Genomic DNA, 22703 nt, shown 5'->3' on the forward strand with positions numbered 1-22703 from the left:
ACTGGCTTGCTTCATTATGCTTGTCTGAAATAAAAACGAATAACAATAACAGGACATAGCATGAAACGATTGTTTCCTTTTTGCGCCATTGCCTTACTGTCAGCATGTAACGGCGATGATGCTAAACACGCTGCAACCGACGATATTATTCCGGCTAAAGCGACTGCGGTAACCTTTGACGACCAACGCTTTAGAACCGATATTGAAACATTATCGTCGGATAAGTTTGAAGGTCGCGCGCCAACAACCCAAGGCGAAAAGCTCACCATAGAGTATTTGTCTGCCGCTTTCACCCAAATGGGGCTTAAAGGCGCTTATAAAGGCAGTTTTTTGCAACCGGTTCCAATGGTGAGCTACACCGCTAGCGAACAACAGCAGGTTACTTTAGCTGGGTTGGATTTACAGTACCGCCAAGATATCGTGTTAAGCAGTCGTCACGATAGTAGCCAGGTGAGTATTAAAGATGCGCCATTAGTGTTTGTAGGTTACGGTATTAATGCGCCTGAATATGGCTGGAATGATTACCAAGACCTCAACATGAAAGGCAAAATTGCCATCATTTTAGTCAATGACCCAGGCTTTGCACATCCTGAAGGTGCCAAGTTTAATGGTAAGGCGATGACTTACTATGGTCGTTGGAGCTATAAATTTGAAGAAGCCAGTCGCCAAGGCGCGTTAGGCGCAATTATTATTCATGATACCGAACCTGCCTCTTACCCTTGGTCGGTAGTTGAAAACAGCTGGACCGGTGCTCAACAAGATTTAGTTCAAAGCAAAGCAGAACAAGATCAGCGGGTCCAAGTTGAAGGTTGGTTAACCTTAGACAGTGCTACGGCCTTATTCGATAAAGCGGGCTTGTCATTAACGTCATTAATGGATCGCGCCGCTACCAATTCACTCAATGTCGATTTAGCCCAAACAGCCAGCATTGAATTTGCCAATAAAGCGGAATATGCCGACAGTTATAATGTGGTTGCAACATTAGCTGGCAGCAAACAAGCTGATGAGCAGATTTTATTTACTGCCCATTGGGATCATATCGGTACCGATGAAACCAAAGACGGCGACCAAATTTATAATGGTGCGTTAGATAATGCCACTGGTACCGCCGGTATTTTAGAAATTGCCCGCCAGTTTGCCCAGCAAGCTAAACAAGGGCATGGCTTAGCCCGTTCATTAACCTTTATTGCCACTACTGGTGAAGAACAAGGCTTATTAGGCTCACGTTATTATGCTGCAAACCCAATTTATCCAATTGATAAAACCGTGGCTGTATTTAACCTCGACAGCACCAATATTTATGGTAAAACCAAAGATTACACGATTGTCGGTAAAGGCCAGTCTGAGTTAGAAAACTATTTAGACCGCGCTGTCGCTAAACAAAATCGTACCAGCCAAGGTGAGCTAAACCCTGCATCAGGCGGCTTTTTCCGTTCAGATCACTTCAGCTTTGCTAAATTAGGCGTGCCAGCAGTATTTGCCGGTGGTGGTAACGAACCGCTCGATGAAGCTACCGCACAATACAAAACGGCAATGCTGGTCAAAATGAAGGGTTGTTACCATAACGTTTGCGATCATTATCGTCCTGAATGGGATTTATCCGGTTCATTACAAGATTTAGGCGTGTATTACCAAGCTGCGGCAGAGTTAGGTAATAACCAAGATTGGCCAGGATACTTTGCCGGTTCTGAATTTAATCAATTACGTCCTGCAGATTAGTACAGCACTACCCTATTCCTTCCCCCCAAGGATTGGCCCATCATGTATTTGATGGGCTTTTTTATTGGTATTTGGCTATTAGCATTTATGTCATTAAGCTTTGTGTCATGAGTATCTGATTTAAGCCTTTAGATAACCTGACTTACACTTTACTAAATTCATTTAGCGCTTCGATGGCTAAAGCCGCCTTTTCTGTTTGCACAAAAATATGGTCATGATAATAAGCGGCAATAACATTAGCGCTAATGCCTTTTTCGGTGAGTTTATTGGCCACTGCAGCCGTTAAACCAACGGCATCCAGACTAGAGTGTACCGTTAAGGTAATGCCTTTAAATACTGATTCAAAAGACAAGCCGCCCTCTATAGCAGCCGCTTTGGTTAATACTAATGTCAGCCCTTCAGATTCGCGAAACATCGCGAGTGGCGATAAAGTTTGATAATCGCCATATTGGCCGCCCGGCACTGAGCAAAAAACGTATTCGTCATCTAATAATACCGGTGACATCGATGCAAGTAATGCCGTTAAATTTGTTTCACCTACCATACTTTTTTCCTTAAATATGTTTCCGTTATAAAGCGATTTTATGGATCAAGGTCTTGTGTTGCAATAAAAAGCGCCAGCCTTAATAAAATGTGGCTTAACGTAAATGCAGCTTTGCTGCCTGCCACACATAAGTGACCCATATAAGTGACTAACAGAAGTGACTAACAGAAGTGACTAACAGAAGTGATCAACATAACCCTATCCAGTATTAAAACACTTAACAAGTTTAGCGCTGCTTGGTTGACTATCACCGAGTGAATTGAAGCCCCATTATCGCGCATCAACATGCCACGTAGGCACGATTATGGCTACGTTAAAGGCGTTAAATGACCATTAAGCACCACTTTTGTTCAAATAAACATCATACGCACAGCATTAGTGCAATTATGGCTTTTAGTGGTATTGGATTATGAAATCTTAAAAAAAATAGCCATAATCACGATAAAAATAAAGATATCTCAATAAAAATGACATTTAACAAAACATTACTCAAACAAAAAGATATTTAAAAGAGATAAAATCATTAAAATAGCTATATTTATGATGTTATCTCAAAAAACAAGCTTGGCAGTTAACCAAAATGCTGGCAAAGTAGGAACCAGATAAAGATTAGCCAACGCTGCTGGAGCCGTATTATGTGTTCAATATTTTCAATTTTAGACATCAAAACTGATGCAAGCAAACTTCGCCAAGTGGCGTTAGAAATGTCAAAACTGCTGCGTCACCGCGGCCCAGATTGGTCTGGCATATATGCTGATGACAAAGCCATTTTAGCTCATGAACGTTTATCGATTGTTGACGTTGACCACGGAGCGCAGCCACTTATCAGCCTTGATGGCAACATAGTATTAGCCGTAAACGGTGAAATTTATAACCACAAGCAGTTAAAAGCTCAGCTAGGTGACAAATACCAGTATCAAACTAACTCAGATTGCGAAGTGATCTTATCACTGTACCAAGAATACGGTTGTGACTTTTTAGACAAACTGAACGGTATCTTCGCATTCGTACTGTATGACAAAGCCAAAGGCACTTACTTAATCGGTCGCGACCACATGGGCATTATCCCACTTTATACAGGTCTAGATGCATCTGGTAACTTCTACGTTGCTTCTGAAATGAAAGCATTAATGCCAGTGTGTAAAACAGTTGCTGAGTTTTACCCAGGACAGTATTTATATTCTGCAGACGGTAAACCGACACAGTATTATCACCGTGAATGGCGCGATTTTGATGCCGTTAAAGATAACCCAGCTAGCATTGAAGAATTACGTGAAGCATTAGAAGCTGCGGTAAAACGCCAGTTAATGTCTGATGTTCCTTACGGCGTATTATTGTCTGGTGGCCTAGATTCATCAGTGATTTCTGCCATTACACAAACATATGCAAAACACCGTATTGAAAACGACGGCGAAACCGGCGCATGGTGGCCACAACTGCATTCATTTGCCGTAGGGTTAGCTGAGTCTCCAGATTTAGTCGCAGCGCAAAAAGTGGCCGATGCCATTGGCACCATTCATCACCCTATTGTGTATACCTTCCAAGAAGGCTTAGATGCAATTAAAGAAGTGATTTATCACTTAGAAACGTACGACGTAACCACTATCCGTGCCGCTACGCCAATGTATTTAATGGCACGTAAAATTAAAGCCATGGGCATTAAAATGGTGTTGTCTGGCGAAGGTGCTGACGAACTATTTGGTGGCTACCTGTATTTCCATAAAGCGCCTAACGCCCAAGCGTTCCATGAAGAATTAGTCCGTAAGCTTGATAAGCTGCATTTATTTGATTGCTTGCGTGCCAACAAAGCTATGGCAGCATGGGGACTTGAAGCACGTGTGCCTTTCTTAGATAAAGAGTTTATTGACGTAGCAATGCGCATTAACCCTGAAGCGAAGATGTCTAAAGATGGTCGTATCGAGAAGCACATTTTACGTCAAGCGTTTGAGCACAAATTACCAAAAGAGGTGGTATGGCGCCAAAAAGAGCAGTTCAGTGACGGCGTAGGTTACTCGTGGATTGATGGCTTAAAAGCTCATGCGGCAGAAAACGTAGATGACGTGCAATTTGCTAACGCAAAATTCCGTTTCCCATACAACACCCCAGAGTCGAAAGAAGCCTATTTTTACCGCAGCTTCTTTGAAGAGTTTTTCCCATTAGCCAGTGCCGCTGAAACAGTGCCAGGTGGAAAAACAGTTGCCTGTTCAACCCCTGAAGCACTATTGTGGGATGTAAGTTTACAAGGACTTAACGACCCATCGGGCCGTGCAGTTAAAAACGTTCATGCTAGCGCGTATTAATCATTAGCTCTATGTGAACAGTACAATTGTAAACACCACCTTTTGGGTGGTGTTTTTGTTTGGCGCCATCTTGTAAGATAATGATATTTTTCGTTTCATACATAATAATAAGGTTCTCCATGACAGACATCAGCATTTTTAATCTTGAGATGACCGACCGCAGTCAATTAAAACCTAAACATGATGCCAACGGCTTAACCGTGGTTGAGGTGAAAATAAAACAATATCAATTCAATCGTTTTTTATATCAATTTGTGGGTGCTGCGTGGGAGTGGACAGATAAATTAGCCTTGTCCGATAGCCAATGGCAGGAATACAGCGAAGCGGATAATTTGCATTTGTTTGTGGCCTATAAAGACGGTGCACCAGCGGGTTACTTTGAGTTGCAGCAACAAGGTGACGCGACTGTCGAGATTATGTATTTTGGTTTAGGCGAACGCTTTATCGGTAAAGGCTTTGGCGGCTATTTACTGACTCAAGCTATTGAACAAGCGTGGTCGCTACCTAACACCCGCCGAGTTTGGGTGCATACTTGCTCATTAGATCATCCAAGCGCTTTACAAAACTATCAAGCTCGCGGGTTTAGCTTATTTAGAACCGATACAGAACCGAGAACCAACCCAACTGCGGTGTAGCTCAATACGATATTTGTAGCGCTCAACAATTATAGATTAGCGGCCTACTAGCGTTTTTTACGCGCGATAGCGCGTTGTTGTAACGTTTCCAGCAATGCGCTTTTTTGTTGTTGGTCCATTGTATGCCAAGCCAGAATCTCATCGAGCGAGCGATGGCAACCTAAACAGATATCCTGTTGATCTAAACAACATTGCCTCACACAAGGTGAGGCAATTTGATTGTCGTTATTCTGACCAGACGGCATATTCGTTACCATTAACGTCGGTAAAATGGAAACGTCTACCGCCCGGAAAGCTGAATATTGCTTTGGTGATGTGTCCGCCAACTTGAATGATTTTGGCTTCTGTAACGGCTAAATCTTGGCTATAAAGCACAATTAACGGACTGCCGTTTGCTAAGGTGAATTGAGAGTCTGCTTGATAAAAGCCACCATCAATTCCGACCTGCAAAAAACAACTGTATTGAGGACCATAGTCTTGAAACTGCCAACCAAAAACCTGAGTAAAAAAGGCTTTGGTTGCGATGAGGTCTTTCACGGGTATTTCTAAATAATTAATACTATGATGTTGACTCATTCTCACCTCTATTACTCTGTTATTTGGCTGACAATATCATATGGCAGACAACGCCATGAAAATAATACGTTTTGGGGTTAACTGTATTGCTGCAGCACTGCCGCGACGGCGCCAATAATACCGCCGAACACACCACCCCACACCACTAACCAACCCAAATGGGTTTTAATCATGTCTTGGATGATTTGCTTCACTAATTCAGGCGTGAGTTCATTTAAACGCTGTTCCACAATATTGGCCACTTTAGCTTGCATATCTGCGATAACATCTGGCTTTTCAAGCTCATTGACTAAAATAGCATTGAACTCTTCACTTTGAGCCAGTTCAACTAACGACAGTTTCATTTTTTCAATAAATGGCTCTTTCAGTGGGATCAACGCCTCGGTTCCACCAAACATCGCTAACATGCCACCAAATGATGACTTTTCGATAGTCGACACTAATGCATCAAATGATGGCGCTAAATCAATTTTTTCAATCACAGGGGTTAAATCAATACTACTGGCACTACTGGTTGTCAAAAAGCGATCGATATTCTCTTGAGTAAAAAATTGCTGCATCATTAAATGTTTAATGCCCGCTTTAAACTCTTCAAATCGTGATGGAACCACACCGGAACCATACAAACCGGGGACTTTTTCAAACAACATATGGATTGCTAACCAGTTGGTTAATGCACCCGACAACGCAAATAACCCTATTGTCATGACAATTTGTTGTTGTAACACATACCCAACCAGCATAAAGACAGCCGCGATAAGGTTGGTTAATACGCTCTTATTCAATCTCTTTTCCTTAACATCTATGATGATAAAATAATAAAAAACCTCAGCTATTTTATCAGAAATAACTGAGGTCTACATAATTCATCGTTCATCTCATCACAGACTTAATTACCATGGTTAATGGTAAGCAAATAATACTGATCAATTTACGCCGTACAACTTAAGGATTCAGGTTCGATAGGCACTTGGGAATCATGGTGGTTAATCAATAATACCCCAGTACTTTGTGCCAACAACTGAGCCTTTTGGTACATTTGGCTAACAACATCCTGCTGCTGATATTGAGGTTTTACAAACACATCTTCCAAATACCACACAGGAGCAAGGCGCAATGAAGAAAACGACGGGTATAATTGAATAAAGCCCACCATTTCATCGTCTCTGATGGAGACAAAAATCATCGAATCATTTTCGGCCAAGCGATGCTTCAAAAAATGATGACACGCTGGATAGTCAGAGGGTTGTTGTAGTTGCTGCCGATATAGATCAAATAGCAGGCTCAATGGTTCTAAATCGATGCTCGAAGCTAGACGTATTTGCATTTCTCATCCTTGAAAAGAGGATTAAATACCGCGTATGAATATCGCAGATATCATGCCTATTAAGTGATGGCATCAAGCCATCAGGTTAAAACAATATGTCACTGTAAGTGTTTAACGCACAAAACAAAATGAACTTATATAAAAAAGATAAATAGAAAATCTATTAATTACATAAGCTTAAATACAAAGTTAACATCAATAAACATAAATGTAAATTAATCTATTATCCTGACAAAATAATCATTCGTTACGATTGTTTTTTTGGTAAAATAGTCAGCTGTTGCCACTGTTTTGTATCAAGATTACCTCTTATGACCTCGTTTTTTGCGCAATTGCGCTCAGCGGTTACACCGCGCTCTCGTATTCTAAAATTAGCCCTTTATGGATTAACTGTTTATCTATTGGGTTGTGCTGTTCTCGGCGGATTAATTCCATATATTGCCAAACAACAAGCACCAACGATATTAACCGAGCAATTAGGCAGAAACGCTACCCTACAAGACATTAGTATCAACCCATTTACGTTAGAACTAGCGGTATCGGGTTTTGAAATCAACGAACTTGATAGCCCGAAAACGTTTGCGTCATTCGCCGCGGCCTATGGCAACATTCAATTATGGCAATCGATCTCATCTTGGGCGATAGTGATTGAAGATATCCGTCTACAACAACCCACCTTTAGAGTGGCGCGTACTGAAACGGCAAATCAACAAGTTGTATTTAACTTCAGTGACATTATTACTCGCCTAAGCCAAAATAGTCAGCCAACACCAATGAGTACTGAACCGAGTGTTATACCGGCGATAAACATTGCTAATATTCAGATCCAACAAGGCGTGTTTACCCTAGACGACAACGTCACAGATACCCACATTAATTATCCCAACATCAATGTGTCATTGGCACAATTCAATAGCTTGAGTAGTGCGTTAAACGACAAGCAAGACCAAGTAAATCGTTATAACTTACGCATAGAAGATCAATTCAAAGGCTCGGTCGCATTGCAAGGGCAATTCCAATTAGCGCCCCTGGCAATAAAAGGCGATGTTAAGGTGACTGGAATTGATTTATCACGTTACTGGTCTTTTGTTGATCAACTGTTTGCGATTAACTTAGCTGAAGGCACGCTGAGCCTAAACGGACAGTATGACGTGACATTGCAAGACAAAAACTTAGCACCAATAAGCCATATCAATGTCACCAAAGCACAGATAGTGATTAAGCGTTTTAAAGCGTTACATCAGCAAGATGAAAAAATCGCCATTGATGTCTTAGCGTTAAATAACATCAATTTAGACAGCCACAAAAAACGCGTTAGCATTGGTGAGTTCCATACCGAAAAAGGTAATATCAAACTCAATATCACTCCTACTGGTGCTGATTTGGTTGCTTTATTGCTGCCTAAAGACACTGAGTTAACAACTACCGTAGATACCTCAGATTTATCTTCTACAGCCTCAACGACTACCGAGTCTGCTATTACCGAATCAGCTACTACTGACACGATAGATTCAGAGACTGCAGATTTAGGCAGTATAGATATAGAGAAAGCTAACTCAGATGAGCAAAAAGCTGACAGCACAAATGTGGCTGATACCATTACTGATAAAGCCATCGCGACCGTTAAACAAGTCACCACTGATCTCAAAACAAAAGCAGCTAGCGATACAACTGCAAAAACAGATACAGAAACAGATGCAGAACCACTATTAGCGCAGCAATCACCACCATCAGCGACACAAGATGCTACGAAAGAAGCGACAGTTGAGACAGACTCACAAACGACTCAACAAAAAACAGCAGTAACGTCTAACTCCATCGATGCAGACTCCCCTTGGTTAGTCACACTAGACAAAATCAGTATCGCGCAGTATCAAGTTAAACTGGGTGAAGGCATTGCCAGTGATAAGATTATTCTTTGGCAAATCGGCCCGATTGACCTAACTACTGGGGTAATAAAATCAGATCTATCCAGCCCGATTGATTATCAATTTTCGGCAGGAATTAATCAACAAAGCTTATTAACGTCAACAGGACAAGTTGATGCATTAGCGCAAACAGTGAATGCTGAAATCGACTTTAGTAATATGTTGCTGTCACGTTTACAACCTTATATTGCTCCTTACATCAATATCACTATTGAAGATGGCATGTTTTCCACTAAGGGCATTTTGCATGCAGACGCTAAAGACACGCTAACCTACTCTGGCAGTGCAAACATCAGTCAATTACACATTAACGATAACGTGTTAAAACAACCTTTGCTGACATGGCAAACCATGGACATCAACCAATTATCGTTTGGTCGCCAACAAGCTAACATTGATATTGATGAAATAAACTTCGATAAGCTGTTTAGTCGCCTGATTATCTCACCCGACCGCAGCACCAATATTAGCGAGTTGATCAATACTCCTGCAGACGTAAAACAAACCACTGCTAGTGTCGAGACAGATAGTGTTGAGACAGATAAAGTTGCTGTTAGTCCAAGTAAAGCTGAACAAGCGACCTTATCGACAGGCAATGAGCAATCCACCACCGATGCGCCACAAATGAAGCTCAACATTAATAAGATTGGCTTTAAAGACAGCTCGGCCTTCTTTGCGGATAATTCGTTAACGCCCAATTTTGCTTCGGGCATTGAAATGCTTAACGGCCAGATCACCAACTTATCATCAAATCCAGAAACCACTGCATCAGTTGATTTAGCGGGAAAAATAGACAAATACGCACCGGTGACGTTAAAAGGTGATGTTAACCCGTTATTAGCTCAACCTTATCTTGACCTTAATTTGAACTTTGACAAAGTAGAGCTCACCTCGGTTAACCCTTACTCTGGCACTTATGCTGGTTATTATATTGATAAAGGTCAGTTGTCACTGGATCTAAACTATCAGCTTAAAAATAATGAATTAGTTGGCAGTAATCATGTAGTGATTGATCAACTCGAACTAGGTAAACGCAGTAACAGCAGTTTAGCAACCAGCCTACCGGTGACATTAGCGATAGCATTATTGCAAGACCGACATGGCGTAATTGATTTAGGCGTTGATGTGTCTGGGGATATTGATTCTCCTAGCTTTAGTTTTGGTAGCATCATCATTAATGCACTAGGCAATATCATAACCAAAGCGGTGACCTCACCGTTTTCATTCTTAGCTGGTCTTGTGGGCAGTGATGAACAAATAGATAAAATCAGTTTTGAGTATGGACGCAGCAACATCTCACTTAAACAAAAAAGCACCTTAGACAAACTGGCTAAAGCGTTAATAGACAGGCCGCTGCTTAATCTAAATATTAAAGGCAGTATCGACATAATTAACGATAAACAAGCATTAGCAGAAACCAAACTGCATAAGCAACTGGCTAACGCTGCGGGGATAAAATTCAAAGATTTCCCCAAAAGTGTCTCTGCCAGCAAATACCCTGTTACGGGGCCATTAGCAGATGCATTGTATCAATTGGTTGAGCAAGAGTTATCGCAGGATCCATTAGACATCAAGCAAAAATTACAGCAGAAAAAACCAAAACTGACTGAAGCAGAGCTGATCACGCGTTGGCACATTGGTTTGTACAATATGCTTAAAAATCACCAACAGTTTACTGCAGATGAATTTGGCCTTTTAGCCCAAGAGCGCGCTAAAGCGGTTAAAGCCTATTTAATTGCTCAAGCAGGAATTGATGCAGGTAAAATATTTGTGCTTGAAAGCCGTATCAACACCGCAGAAGATGCCGCAGAAGCATTGCTTGAACTACAAGTAAAATAACCTGTCTGTGGCTGTTAACCGCTATCTACATCGGGTAGACTGCGCATACATTGCAAACGAGTAATAACAAACGTTTGTAATCATGATGTATCATTAATATTGTTAAGATTGAGGTTATCTATGTTTATCGTTCGTTGGATTTTAGGTCGAATTATTTTGTTGTTAAATTTTGTGTTTGCTCCTAAAAAGCGCCAACGTCCACAAGATCAACAAGCTATTGTCGATCAACAAACTCAATCATTGGCATTGTATCAATACGCCGCCTGCCCTTTTTGTGTCAAGGTTCGTCGTGATATGCGTCGCCAAAATTTAACCATTAACTTAGTCGACGCCAAACAAGATGACAACAAAAGCGTGTTAGTAAGCCAAGGTGGCAAGCTACAAGTGCCTTGTTTACGTATCGAACAAGACGGCAACACCCAATGGTTATATGAGTCAAAAGCCATTACCAGCTACCTCAACGAACGTTTCGCATAAAGCACTGGTTATGTCATGTCGCCACAGTTTATCTCAACACTGTGGCTAACATATTGCTGTAGAAATATTTTTACCCTGGCCATGCTTGTATCAATAAAGGTCATAATAATATTTTGCTGCATTTATTCGAGTTTCATTTAACATAAGAACGAATGAGGTAATGAGTGTCAAAAATAAGCTTAATCATCTGCAGTCTCATACTGCTTAGCGCCTGTAGCGCAAGCGAACCTGATCCTATGGACTTTGCGGGGCAGTTTCGCGATGCATTCAGTACTCAAATTAAAGGTAATGGGATTAAGTTGTTTGTCTATAAAGCAAAATTAGCTACCGCCCTTGACCGCAGCATTCCTGGTGATTCCCCGCTAGAAAGAAGAATTCGCAGTAAACAAGATGCACAGAGTTATTTAATTGAACAACGTAACGCAGAGAATCGCCTCGAACTATGGCATCAACAAATTGATCTGGGTCTTAGAAAAACCATCGAAATGAATGGTTATTGTAAAGCCGGTTTTATTGAATTAAGTCGTTATGTTGAAACTGAGCGCGGTGAAATTCGTGGCGAATGTAATGATGGTGCTACCGCTGAAGATATTAAAAAATTCGGCGCCTAATTGCCAAGCCGATGCAGCTTTAACTGACTTAATAGGTTAATTATTGTCGCTGACGGATAAAACACTATATCCAGCTAAGCAATTAAGCTAAAATTAGCATCCAAATTTTCTCGTGATGTTGCCGTAGGCTCCAAGACCAGTGTCATCACGCTCCGATAAGCCGTGTATCGTCTAGAATGATATTAATAGTTTGTCGTTTACAAAGTAAGAAATCAGATGAATAGAAAGCAAGAGATGATCAAAAAATTGGCCAAACGTGCCAAGGCTCGCCAAAATAAAGTGGTGCCGGCTAACCCAAGTAACAAGCCTGTTGAGCGTTATATCTCTAAAGCTGAACGTGAGAAAATTGCGTTAGCGGAAGCGGCTGAACAAACAGTTGCCACAGAAGCCAGCACAGAAACTGACAAAGACTAACACCCATTTACAAGGTGTCAGTATCAAAAAGCCCCTATTCTCGGTTAAGACCAAAAATAGGGGCTTTTTATTATCTGCTCTGTGGGCATTAGCCAGAGATTAAATATCTATCATAGCATCACGTCTCGATCCCAATCACATGTAAACTCTATCGTATCTACACTGAATCACATCTACACTAAGTCACATCTACACTAAGTCACATCTACATAGCATCTATCAGATCAATTGATTTTATCGCTGCTTTTCTCACTGCCAATGTTATCGGTACTAGCGCCATCAGCACCGGCTTTTTCAGTATCATTTGTGTCGCCATTGGCTGTATCGGCGTTGTCTTGTTGAGCAACTTGCTTACACAGTGGATCTTCATCTAATTGAGCCATCTGAGTGCGCCCTGGCATAGGTGAAGGAGCGGCCACCATATCAATGTTTATCGCATCGTCTTCTAGTAGTTGTCGATTAGCACCCGCTGAAAGCATACCTTGGCGGCTAATTTTGTCGATTAATCGATATGCACATAAAATACCTATCACACCAAATATAATTGCCCCAATCACCTGACCAATTAGCACCCCAAATACACCGCCCCACTGGGCGCCAAAATACACAAATGGTATGGTGCCGATGGTTGCTTTACCCACATTAAAAAAGGTCGAGTATTTAGCCTTACCTAAATTATTAAATGAGGCATTGGCAATAAACAAAATGCCCGAAAAGATAAAGAACACCGCGATGTACTGACAGAAAAACAAAATAAGCTCTGCCGCATCGCCTTTCATATCAAAACTACTAATAATGACATTTCGTAATAAAAACAGTACCAGTGACACCACCAGAACATAAACAACACAAAATTGAATCGCTTTGTTTAAACTCAATCGAACTCGTTCAATTTCATTGGCACCAAAGTTTTGCCCCACTATCGGTCCGACTGCGCCAGACAATGCAAAAATCATCCCGAACGAGACGGGGATCAAACGTCCTAATACCGCCCAGCCAGCTACATAACTATCACCAAAATCAGCTATGGCACGCGTTACCACCGCATTACCAATGGGAGTTGCCACATTGGTGAGCATTGCAGGTGCGGCTATGGCAAAAATCACCCCTAGGTCTTGCTTGAACTCAATCCACGAAAATTGACCTAACAGCTTATGCTTAACCACCACTCCGCGAGCTGAGATGACAAACACCGCAATACGGGCCAATACCGATGCGGCCGCAGCACCTTCAATGCCCATTGATAAACTAAAGATAAAGATAGGGTCTAATACGGCGTTAACACCGCCACCAGCTAGTGTCGACATCATCGATAGTTTGGCATCACCCACTGCACGCAGCGCGCCGCCAAGCGCCATTGCTAAACAAATAAATGGTAAAGACGGTACCAGAATATACAAATAGCTTTCAGCCAATTCCGCAGTGCGCCCTGTTGCACCCACCAACGCTAACAATTCGGGAATAAACGCGATGACAACTGCAGCCACCAGCACACTGGTAATTAACGTCACGATGGCACTGTTTAAAAATAATCTCTTGGCTAACTTAATGTTTTTCGACCCCACCGCTTTTGACACCAAAGCGCCAAGAGCAATCGATAAGCCGATACCTATCGAAGTCGTAAAAAATGAAATCGTGCTGGCATAACCTGCTGCTGCGGCGAGCTCTATTTCACCAAGTAAGCTTAAAAAGAAAATATCGAGTAAGTCGACCACAAAAAGTGCCGAAATACCCACAGCAGCAGTAGAGCTCATCACCAGGATATGGCGTAAAATGGAACCCTCAACAAATTTAGCAGCGGTCATCAATATCCTTGTGTGTCTATAATAAAAATCAAATCTAAATCAGCTTTACAGGCTGTAACCCTAGAGTTTTTCAAGTTCGCTACCACAATGATTACAATATTCAGCATCTTTATCGTGGCCTTTTTTGCCACAATTACTGCATTTACGTAAATCACGGGTTCTGACCATTTCATGTGAAATTTCAGCGGTTAAAATACCGGTGGGGATCGCAATAATCGAATAACCAATCAGCATAGTAAGTGCCGCAATCCCTTGGCCCAATGGCGTTTGCGGCGTAATATCTCCGTAGCCAACGGTGGTAATGGTCACCACGGTCCAATACATGGACTTAGGAATGGAAGTAAAGCCATTGTTAGGGCCTTCAACCACATACATAACCACACTTAACACCATAATAATCAGGCTTACCGAGAAGAAAAACATAAACACTTTTCGACCGGACTGCACCATGGCTTTGAGCAATATTTGGCCATCGCTTAGGTATCGAAGTAACTTTAATACTCTAAACACCCGGAATAAACGCAGTACTCTTAACGCTAACGCGACATTGGCACCAGGGAAAATCAACCCTAAATAACTGGGTAAAATTGACACTAAATCCACTACACCAAAAAAACTGCGTGCATAGTGTAACCGATTAAGCGAGCAATAGAGCCTTAATATGTACTCAACGGTAAACAATACCGTAAAGGTCCATTCGGCGATACTAATATAGTCACCGTAAAGGGAATTAACATATTCTGTGGTATCGATAAAAATCAATATCACACTCAGTACAATACAGACCATAAGGGCAATATCGAAACGTTTTCCTGCTGGGGTTTCGGTACCAAAAATCACACTTCTAAGCTGTTTTTTTAGTGGACTGTCGGATTTTTCTTCGATATTCATCTTATTATTCACTGTCTCGGGTAATAAATTGCAAATAAACTCGGTTAACTAATATCAATTAACCCTTGTTGTCGTTAAAATCTAACATTGACTGTCGAGTTTTAACATTCGAAATAGGGTCATTTTACAATAAAAATTAAAAAGGTCATTGGTTTACGGAGATTTCATGCGCGCGTTGTACATAATATTTATAGCCTTAATTTTCAGCCCGTCATTGGCGGTTGCCTCTTCAAGCCAAACTACAGCAAAAGTAGATTTAGTTGTCGTCAATAAATCTGAATCACGCTTATCTGTCATGCGTGACGGAAGAGTGATTAAAAGTTACCTTATTGCCATGGGCGATGTGCCAAGTGGTCATAAGCTTAAAGAAGGTGATCAACGTACTCCGCAAGGTCGTTATGTATTAGATTATAAAAAATCTGATAGTGCATTTTATAAATCGATTCATATCTCTTATCCCAATGAAGAAGATAAATTACGAGCTGATGCATTAGGCATTAGAGCCGGTGGCATGATTATGATCCACGGTGAAAACCCTCGTTCAACTTTACCGCCAGAAGAAGCACAAAAGTACAACTGGACCAATGGATGTATTGCCGTCACCAACAAAGAAATGGATGAATTGTGGCAAATGATTGATGCTGGTACACCGATTGAAATATGGCCATAAGCTTATTCAAGCTCAACCATACCATTTTTTGCTTTGTTTCTTGGGTTATTAAATGAATTACCAACATCTACAACATACTTGGGCAGACTTTAGCCAGCGCATAAGCGCGTTTATTCATCGGTTAGGTTTAGACAACTTAGCATTGAATTGTGATCATGCTGCTCTGCGGGTGAACGATAATCAAACAGCGCAGTTACTCGTCGATGAATTTAGTCAACACGGCAAAATCATCTCTAATAACATCATCAACGGTCGGCCGATTTTAATCATTAAATTAGCCGAACCATTAGTTATCGGTGCGATGAAAATTCAATGTGTTGAACTGCCCTTTCCATCTGACAAATCTTATCCGGTTGAAGGTTGGGAGCATATCGAATTAGTGTTCCCATCACAGGCACAAACCTGTGATGAACTCGTCGCAGAGCTTATCGAAAAAGTGCCACTACTGGCTGATGTTATTGCGGGTAATACTATTGCAGGTAATACTATTGTAGGTAATATTATTGCAGGTAGTGACGAAAACAGTGATATTAAGGTTAAACAAAGTTCGCCAAAAGGTGATAAAGAGCGCCTTGCTAACCCAACTATCGCATTTAAGGCCAATGGCATTTGCGTTAAAGTACACCCGCACGATATTCAAAAAATTGTTGAGAGTGAACAAGCCTGCTAAGCATAGTACTAATAACGCTTTATCTGGAAACTGCAGCACTAATATAAAACAAGCCAAACTCAGTTATGCCAATGCCATAACTGAGCTTGGCTTGTTTAGATCAATGATAGAAAGGTTGTAAATCATTAAGCTTTTCAAAAACCATTTAGAGGTCAGTTTTTATGCTTAATTAAAAATCTTAGCGCTAAGTAATGCAACACAGGCAAAGCTGTGTATGCCAGTAACAATGAATCAAACAAAAAAATCCACTTTACGATAACCCACTTATCTTTTCCTGTGCACAAGCTATGGCTAAAAAATGCTACACACTCACCTTCTGGGGTCATTAATATTACGATGGCAATGCCAAAAATAATGAAGAAGAGTAATAGTCGCTTACACATTTCATAAATTAGCGCTTTGCTAAGCTTTACCTTTATCACAAATCAATTTACTCAATTAATCTTGTCATAAACAAGCTATTAGGATCTAGTTTATAGTCCGCAAATGGGCCGCTGTAATCAAATTGATGTCGTTCATACAAACGCCTTGCTGGCGCAAAAAAATCCATCGATCCAGTTTCCAAACTCAACCGCTGATAACCACAAGACTTAGCTACGCCCAATATGTGCGATAACAATGCCGATGCTACTCCTTGGTTTCTCGCCATTGCAGCCGTTCGCATAGACTTAATTTCGCCGTGGGTTGGCGTTAACTGTTTTATCGCTACGCACCCAAGTACTATGTCACCTTGTTTGGCACACCAAAAAGTAATTGATGGATGTTTTAAGGCTTCAATATCTAATGCATGAACACTACCCGGTGGCGATGTTGCATACATGTCAGCCAAATGTGCTTGCAGTAACTCAACCACGCCAGAGCCCTGTAAATCATCAATCATAATATCCATGTGCCAAGGCTTCCTTTTGAACTATGATCGTTTATGAAATGCATTTTTATCAAGTAGTTTAATCACCAAATCGATACGTTTATGAGCTAAATAATCATCTCGATGGCTAAAGCCAATCGCGACAAATAACAGTAGCAACCACACAAAATTTTGTTCTACTAATAGGTCTACTTTTGCAATATATAAAATAGCGCCAATAGTCGTCAAACACATCAGCCATTGGATTAACCACGTATATGGTTTGGGTCTCAGTTTATCTAAATCTGAACGTAAAGCGGTAATGCTATCCGTTTCATAAGATTGGATAATATTATCTGCTTGAGATTCATTCATTTTTACACTCCATTGTAAAAGCCACTCAGTTAATGAGCGAAACGAGGTTAATTAAACCGTTGCGACAATACCCTAAAAGTGAGTCGTGTCACCTAGATTTTATTGAAAACGATTTTACTGAAAACTATTTTGCTGAAAACGTCGATTTTATTGAGAACATGACTCATTTATTAACCACATAACTCCAGTATCATGGTTTGAGTCAGTAATGCACTACCCTCTCGTAGAGTCTGTGTTTCACCAGCAGCAACAAAACCAATTGATTTATAGAGATTAACAACGGCCTCGTTAGCAATAGTAACCTCTAAGCAAACGACTTTTCGATTAGATTTTTTGGCCCAATCAATAATGCTATTCAGTAATAACTTACTAAGTCCATATCCGCGCGCGCGTGGTGACATCCACATTTGATACACATGTGCAGCATCAGTATCCATAGGACTAGAACTATGGATCTGTCCCCATGCTAAGCCTACGGCGACGCCATCAAGTTCAGCGATCAGTGGCAATGCATGCTTTGCTCGATTGCTTGCTTGCATTAAGACGAGAAATCCACTCTTCGTCGGTAAATTCAGCTTCTCGTTCATAAGTCGAGCCAAACGAATCTGGCGAGTCTTGTAATGCTAATAAACGTAACCTTCTATAGATTTCCCAATCACTCATCAGCAACACTCTGATTTGAACATTAGCCATATTTACAATTTTACACCCCACGTTTTAGTCTTTCTCGACGCCAGACAACTGACGAAACGACCCACTTAACACTCCTCAGTTTCAGCATTAAATTCTAGACTAAAATCGTATTTTACAACAGATTAAACCTTAATGATTCGTTTGTTGAAATTATCAATTTATTAAGCAATTATTGACAATAGCGGCATTTGCAGACCTATAATAAATAACCTGAGATTATTTTTGATATCTCCAGCATTGAGGCCTTACCAGTAAACTCAAACCTAACTTTGCCTATCGCTGAAAAGTATATTTCTAGTTCGGAATCGAGATCGAATGTCCCCGATGTTTCAATTGAGTAAGCGACAATATTTTTGTAAGGCAAAGATGTAAAATCTTTTTTACTTCCTGTAATGCCTTGAACATTAACAGCGATAATTCTTTTACTGGTAAAAATGACACCATCACGCATGGATTTATATGAATCAATGACTCGTTCATCATCGATAAGTAAATCGCGGGCTTTGTCTGCAAAATCAGAATTCTGCTTCAGTTTGAAAAAACCTTTATTATTAAAATCTATCATCTAACATCCTTTTTATATCTGACATCCAAAGGGATTGAATTAATACAAATTTTACGACATAAACAGCTCAGTAAATTTCGTGGTTATCGTATTCTAGTGAATAGCCTTAGCTTAATGTAATAACAATAACATTACAAAATGCAGCTGAAGCAAGCATTTATCCCAGTTTGTATTAGCTGATAAATAGCGATAAAGCCTGTGATTGGCATTTCATCAATAATGTCATTTTAGAACACAATAAGAAGTCAATATGACAATTTAGTGTCATATTGACAATACACAACATGTCTTTATGACATCAATAAAATTCACTAAAAATACATTACCTCCATATAATCAATAAGATAAACAGTTGGCATGCACTCTGCAATAACGAAGTTAACTTTTGAAATATCTCTATCAACTTTAACTTCTAATTTATTACAGGTGTACATATGACAATTCACATTAAAAATAACATCGATTGGGTTGGACAACGTGACTGGGAAATATTGGACTTCCATGGTACTGAATATAAAACCACCAAAGGCACCAGTTATAATAGTTACCTTATTCGTGAACAGAAAAATGTCTTAATCGATACTGTTGACCATCGTTTCAGCCTGCAATTTATCCAAAACCTTGAGATGGAAATTGATCTCGATAAGATTGATTACATCGTCATTAACCATGCGGAAGAAGATCACTCAGGTGCCTTAGCGGCTTTAATGGCTAAAATTCCTAATACCCCGATTTACTGTACCGAAAATGCTATCGACTCTATTACTGGCTTACATCACCATACAGAGTGGAATTTTAATATCGTTAAAACCGGCGATACCTTAGACATTGGTAACGGTAAGCAGCTGGTGTTCATTGAAACTCCGATGTTGCATTGGCCTGACAGCATGATGACCTATTTAACGGAAGATGCTGTGTTGTTTAGCAATGATGCGTTCGGTCAACATTACTGCGATGAGCATTTGTTTAATGACGAAGTAGACCAAATTGAATTGATGGATCAATGTTTACGCTATTATTCCAATATTTTAACCCCGTTTAGCTCGCTGGTTACCGCCAAAATTAACGAGGTGCTAAGCTTTAACCTGCCCGTTGACATGATTGCTACCGCCCATGGCGTAGTGTGGCGCGACAACCCAGCACAGATTATTCATCAATATCTGCAATGGGCAGATAACTATCAGGAAGACAGAATCACCATTTTTTATGATTCGATGTCTAATAACACCCGCATGATGGCCGATGCCATTGCTCAAGGCATCCACGACGTTGACCCTGTTGTGTCGGTTAAAGTGTTTAACGTGGCCCGTCATGATAAAAATGACATATTAGCCAACGTGTTCCGCTCCAAAGGTATTTTGGTAGGCTCATCAACCATGAACAATATCATGATGCCGAAAGTCGCGGGAATGCTAGAAGAGATCACAGGCCTGCGCTTTAAAGATAAAAAAGCCGGTGCATTTGGAAGTTATGGCTGGAACGGCGGCGCCGTTGACCGTATTCACACCCGTCTTACAGATGCCGGATTTGAAACCATTGTCGGCTTAAAAGCAAAATGGCGACCAGATGGTAAAGCGATGCGCGAATGCCGTGAGCACGGTCGCCAGATAGCTAAAAGCTGGGCATGGCATGATTTAAGTAATGTAAAATCCATTTCACCGGCATCGCTAGCTAAGAGCGCTCAAGCCACTGTAACCACTAAGCCAACTCAAGCAACCAAACCGACATGTACAACAGCGACGGCAATGAGTGATTCACAAAATATGCTCTGCACTGTGTGTAATTGGGTATATGAGCCAGTATTGGGTGAGCCTAATCAAGATGTAACACCAGGTACACCGTGGAGCGAAGTGCCAGACTTTTTCCTTTGCCCAGATTGCGGCCTTGGCAAAGATGTTTTTGTCCCTATCGCTGAGAGGAAAGCATCATGAGCGCACCCATCATTATCATCGGTAGCGGCTTTGGCTCATATCAACTAATCAAAACCATTAGACGCACAGATAAGCATTTACCGATAACCGTGTTCACCCTTGATGAAGGCCACGATTATAATAAACCGGACTTGAGCCATGTATTTAGTAACAAGCAAAACAGTGCGGACTTAATCCGCCTTACTGCACAAGAGTTTGCCTCCGAGAATAATATTACTCTGCATGCTTTTACCAAGGTTGATTGCATTGATAGTGAACAGCAAGCGGTGTTTATTGAAGGTGTTGCTTACCCTTATACAAAACTGGTGCTAGCAACAGGAGCAAAAACCTTTGTGCCATCAATGCTTGGTAACGCAACAGACAGTGTGGTCACCTTAAACAGTCTTAGTGAGTTTAATAATGCGCAGCTGCAACTACAAAATGCACAACGTGTTTTGGTTATTGGCGCGGGTATTATCGGCACTGAAATAGCCATGGATCTTAATCGCAGCGGTAAAAACGTCGTGGTGGTTGATCCAAGTCACGGCGTGATGGCAACCATGCTGCCAGATTTAGTCGCCAGTATTTTACAAAAGAAGATGGTCGATAACGGTGTTGTATTTGAGTTTGGCCGTACCATTAGTTCGCTAAACAAAACTGAATCAGGTATTTGTGCCACACTCAGTTGTGGTAATACCCATATTGTCGATTGTGTTATTTCAGCTGCGGGATTAAAGGCTAATGTTGGCTTAGCACGAAAGTCAGGATTAAAAGTCAATAATGGCTTAGAGGTTAATCTGCAACTGCAAACCTCAGCGAACAATGTTTATGCCTTAGGAGATTGCGCCGAAATCAATGGTAAGGTGATGTCCTACTTGCAGCCCATTATGTTAAGCGCCAATGCGTTAGCGAAAACCTTATTAGGCCAACCGACAGATTTGAAACTACCGGCTATGTTAGTCAAAGTTAAAACACCGCAAATGCCCATTCAATTAGGCGGGAATACCGTAATTGACGTTGCATCGTGGCAGGTTGATATTGATGCTCTGGGTTGCTCAGTAAAAGCGTACAATGAGCAAAAACAGATAATCGGTTTTGTGGTAACAGAAGGCCACATGAACAATACCTTCCCGCTACTCAGAGCCTTACCAGCAAGTCTTTAGTATTTTATCGAGTAGGCTTTACTCATAAAGCCTACTCATCAATCAACTTAACCTGAATTTGGGATAAGGGATGAACTTATGCTATTTAAAATCAGCATGTTAACCCTCCTCACTTTCAAGCTTGTCATTGGTTATGCGAACAAGGCGAATTGACGCGTCAATAGCTAGCCTATTGTAAGTCGATTCAACGCAGTTAGCAGGGCAAAGGGCTGTTTGAAAGGCGTTTATTATCCCGAGTTCAGGTTATTTAGGAGAACATTATGTCTCATCAACGTATCCCAGCAAACTGGACAATTCAACGCTCTACGCCATTTTTCACCACTAAAAATGTGCCTGATGCGCTACTGACTCACCACAATACCGCCGAAGGTGTATTCGGCCAGTTATGTGTAATGGAAGGTGTGGTCACGTATTTTGGTTTTGCAGACAGCGAAGCAACTGAACCAGAAGTAAAAGTGGTGATCAAAGCAGGCCAATTTGCCACTAGCCCACCAGAGTACTGGCATCGTATTGAATTAAGCCCTGATGCCCAGTTCAATCTTAATTTCTGGTCTGAAAAAGATAAAACCGGCCAAGCGATGTTTAATAAGAAATAATTAATTGAAGCTGTGGCAGATAAAAAAATCAATATTGAGAGACATATCAAGCTACTGATATAGTCGTTTAATCAGCGGGTTAATTAACGATAAGATCATAATGTATTATGCTCTTATCGTTTTAACTTGCACAAAACACACATTAAAT

The 22703-nt window shown here is 40.9% G+C and carries 24 protein-coding genes; 12 read left to right on the plus strand and 12 right to left on the minus strand.

The window, feature by feature from the left end; all coding sequences use genetic code 11:
- Nucleotides 1-60: 60 nt before the first annotated feature.
- On the plus strand, nucleotides 61-1719 hold the full coding sequence (locus HNW13_RS21680) for a M28 family metallopeptidase (protein WP_192116122.1): 1659 nt from the start codon (nucleotides 61-63) through the stop codon (nucleotides 1717-1719).
- A gap of 142 nt (nucleotides 1720-1861) precedes the next feature.
- Here the strand turns inward: HNW13_RS21680 and HNW13_RS21685 are convergent, their stop codons facing one another.
- The gene (locus HNW13_RS21685) at nucleotides 1862-2263 is read right to left on the minus strand and encodes an ACT domain-containing protein (protein ID WP_192116123.1); all 402 of its coding nucleotides are present in this window, start codon (nucleotides 2261-2263) and stop codon (nucleotides 1862-1864) included.
- Nucleotides 2264-2898: 635 nt separating this feature from the next.
- Here HNW13_RS21685 and asnB point away from each other — a divergent pair.
- Complete coding sequence (asnB, locus tag HNW13_RS21690) at nucleotides 2899-4563, plus strand: asparagine synthase B (protein WP_162022843.1); 1665 nt, start codon at nucleotides 2899-2901, stop codon at nucleotides 4561-4563.
- A gap of 119 nt (nucleotides 4564-4682) precedes the next feature.
- On the plus strand, nucleotides 4683-5198 hold the full coding sequence (locus HNW13_RS21695; protein WP_192116124.1) for a GNAT family N-acetyltransferase: 516 nt from the start codon (nucleotides 4683-4685) through the stop codon (nucleotides 5196-5198).
- Nucleotides 5199-5245: 47 nt separating this feature from the next.
- Here the strand turns inward: HNW13_RS21695 and HNW13_RS21700 are convergent, their stop codons facing one another.
- The 4 genes from HNW13_RS21700 to HNW13_RS21715 form a co-directional block, all read right to left on the minus strand.
- Nucleotides 5246-5443: a DUF1289 domain-containing protein gene (locus tag HNW13_RS21700; RefSeq protein WP_192116125.1), complete on the minus strand. Its 198-nt coding sequence runs from the start codon at nucleotides 5441-5443 to the stop codon at nucleotides 5246-5248.
- The gene (locus tag HNW13_RS21705; protein ID WP_192116126.1) at nucleotides 5424-5774 is read right to left on the minus strand and encodes a VOC family protein; all 351 of its coding nucleotides are present in this window, start codon (nucleotides 5772-5774) and stop codon (nucleotides 5424-5426) included. The genes HNW13_RS21700 and HNW13_RS21705 overlap by 20 nt, the downstream gene beginning before the upstream one ends.
- 77 nt (nucleotides 5775-5851) lie before the next feature.
- Nucleotides 5852-6559, minus strand: a complete 708-nt coding sequence (locus HNW13_RS21710; RefSeq protein WP_101087507.1) for a DUF445 domain-containing protein — start codon at nucleotides 6557-6559, stop codon at nucleotides 5852-5854.
- A 146-nt stretch (nucleotides 6560-6705) separates the two neighbouring features.
- Nucleotides 6706-7101 (minus strand): GNAT family N-acetyltransferase, encoded by a 396-nt coding sequence (locus HNW13_RS21715; RefSeq protein ID WP_101087506.1) that lies wholly within the window; start codon nucleotides 7099-7101, stop codon nucleotides 6706-6708.
- A gap of 311 nt (nucleotides 7102-7412) precedes the next feature.
- Between HNW13_RS21715 and HNW13_RS21720 the strand changes: the two genes are divergently transcribed.
- The 4 genes from HNW13_RS21720 to HNW13_RS21735 all read left to right on the plus strand — a co-directional run bounded on the left by HNW13_RS21720 (nucleotide 7413) and on the right by HNW13_RS21735 (nucleotide 12370).
- Nucleotides 7413-10868, plus strand: coding sequence for a DUF748 domain-containing protein (locus HNW13_RS21720; protein WP_192116127.1), 3456 nt, complete (start codon nucleotides 7413-7415; stop codon nucleotides 10866-10868).
- Nucleotides 10869-10988: 120 nt separating this feature from the next.
- Nucleotides 10989-11345, plus strand: coding sequence for a glutathione S-transferase N-terminal domain-containing protein (locus HNW13_RS21725; protein ID WP_162022838.1), 357 nt, complete (start codon nucleotides 10989-10991; stop codon nucleotides 11343-11345).
- A 164-nt stretch (nucleotides 11346-11509) separates the two neighbouring features.
- Complete coding sequence (locus tag HNW13_RS21730) at nucleotides 11510-11956, plus strand: hypothetical protein (RefSeq protein WP_101087503.1); 447 nt, start codon at nucleotides 11510-11512, stop codon at nucleotides 11954-11956.
- Nucleotides 11957-12172: 216 nt separating this feature from the next.
- Nucleotides 12173-12370: a DUF2986 domain-containing protein gene (locus HNW13_RS21735; RefSeq protein WP_011637061.1), complete on the plus strand. Its 198-nt coding sequence runs from the start codon at nucleotides 12173-12175 to the stop codon at nucleotides 12368-12370.
- A gap of 224 nt (nucleotides 12371-12594) precedes the next feature.
- Here HNW13_RS21735 and HNW13_RS21740 read toward each other — a convergent pair whose 3' ends face one another.
- Entirely contained in the window at nucleotides 12595-14175 is a 1581-nt protein-coding gene (locus HNW13_RS21740) for an MATE family efflux transporter (RefSeq protein WP_192116128.1), read from the minus strand.
- 60 nt (nucleotides 14176-14235) lie between these two features.
- A complete protein-coding gene (locus HNW13_RS21745) occupies nucleotides 14236-15066 on the minus strand; it encodes an ion transporter (RefSeq protein ID WP_162022836.1) in 831 nt (276 codons plus the stop codon).
- Between the two features lie 166 nt (nucleotides 15067-15232).
- Between HNW13_RS21745 and HNW13_RS21750 the strand changes: the two genes are divergently transcribed.
- Nucleotides 15233-15736: a L,D-transpeptidase family protein gene (locus HNW13_RS21750; protein ID WP_101087500.1), complete on the plus strand. Its 504-nt coding sequence runs from the start codon at nucleotides 15233-15235 to the stop codon at nucleotides 15734-15736.
- A gap of 52 nt (nucleotides 15737-15788) precedes the next feature.
- Nucleotides 15789-16406: a VOC family protein gene (locus tag HNW13_RS21755; RefSeq protein ID WP_192116129.1), complete on the plus strand. Its 618-nt coding sequence runs from the start codon at nucleotides 15789-15791 to the stop codon at nucleotides 16404-16406.
- Nucleotides 16407-16836: 430 nt separating this feature from the next.
- On the opposite strand, the gene HNW13_RS21760 is transcribed toward HNW13_RS21755, so the two are convergent.
- The 5 genes from HNW13_RS21760 to HNW13_RS21780 all read right to left on the minus strand — a co-directional run bounded on the left by HNW13_RS21760 (nucleotide 16837) and on the right by HNW13_RS21780 (nucleotide 18886).
- Entirely contained in the window at nucleotides 16837-17295 is a 459-nt protein-coding gene (locus tag HNW13_RS21760; RefSeq protein WP_192116130.1) for a GNAT family N-acetyltransferase, read from the minus strand.
- A gap of 21 nt (nucleotides 17296-17316) precedes the next feature.
- Nucleotides 17317-17628 (minus strand): hypothetical protein, encoded by a 312-nt coding sequence (locus tag HNW13_RS21765; protein WP_192116131.1) that lies wholly within the window; start codon nucleotides 17626-17628, stop codon nucleotides 17317-17319.
- A gap of 170 nt (nucleotides 17629-17798) precedes the next feature.
- The gene (locus tag HNW13_RS21770; protein WP_192116132.1) at nucleotides 17799-18167 is read right to left on the minus strand and encodes a GNAT family N-acetyltransferase; all 369 of its coding nucleotides are present in this window, start codon (nucleotides 18165-18167) and stop codon (nucleotides 17799-17801) included.
- Nucleotides 18121-18321 carry a hypothetical protein gene (locus tag HNW13_RS21775; protein ID WP_192116133.1) on the minus strand — a complete coding sequence of 67 codons (201 nt, stop codon included), beginning with the start codon at nucleotides 18319-18321 and terminating at the stop codon, nucleotides 18121-18123. The genes HNW13_RS21770 and HNW13_RS21775 overlap by 47 nt, the downstream gene beginning before the upstream one ends.
- A 196-nt stretch (nucleotides 18322-18517) precedes the next feature.
- Complete coding sequence (locus HNW13_RS21780; RefSeq protein WP_162022832.1) at nucleotides 18518-18886, minus strand: PH domain-containing protein; 369 nt, start codon at nucleotides 18884-18886, stop codon at nucleotides 18518-18520.
- A gap of 434 nt (nucleotides 18887-19320) precedes the next feature.
- Between HNW13_RS21780 and norV the strand changes: the two genes are divergently transcribed.
- The 3 genes from norV to HNW13_RS21795 all read left to right on the plus strand — a co-directional run bounded on the left by norV (nucleotide 19321) and on the right by HNW13_RS21795 (nucleotide 22555).
- Nucleotides 19321-20817: an anaerobic nitric oxide reductase flavorubredoxin gene (gene norV, locus HNW13_RS21785; RefSeq protein WP_192116134.1), complete on the plus strand. Its 1497-nt coding sequence runs from the start codon at nucleotides 19321-19323 to the stop codon at nucleotides 20815-20817.
- Nucleotides 20814-21959, plus strand: a complete 1146-nt coding sequence (gene norW / locus HNW13_RS21790; protein ID WP_192116135.1) for an NADH:flavorubredoxin reductase NorW — start codon at nucleotides 20814-20816, stop codon at nucleotides 21957-21959. Before norV ends, norW begins: the two co-directional genes overlap by 4 nt.
- A 260-nt stretch (nucleotides 21960-22219) precedes the next feature.
- Complete coding sequence (locus HNW13_RS21795) at nucleotides 22220-22555, plus strand: DUF1971 domain-containing protein (RefSeq protein WP_101087492.1); 336 nt, start codon at nucleotides 22220-22222, stop codon at nucleotides 22553-22555.
- Nucleotides 22556-22703 lie beyond the last annotated feature (148 nt).

The organism is Shewanella sp. BF02_Schw (assembly GCF_014596695.2).
In the GTDB taxonomy this organism is placed as follows: domain Bacteria; phylum Pseudomonadota; class Gammaproteobacteria; order Enterobacterales; family Shewanellaceae; genus Shewanella.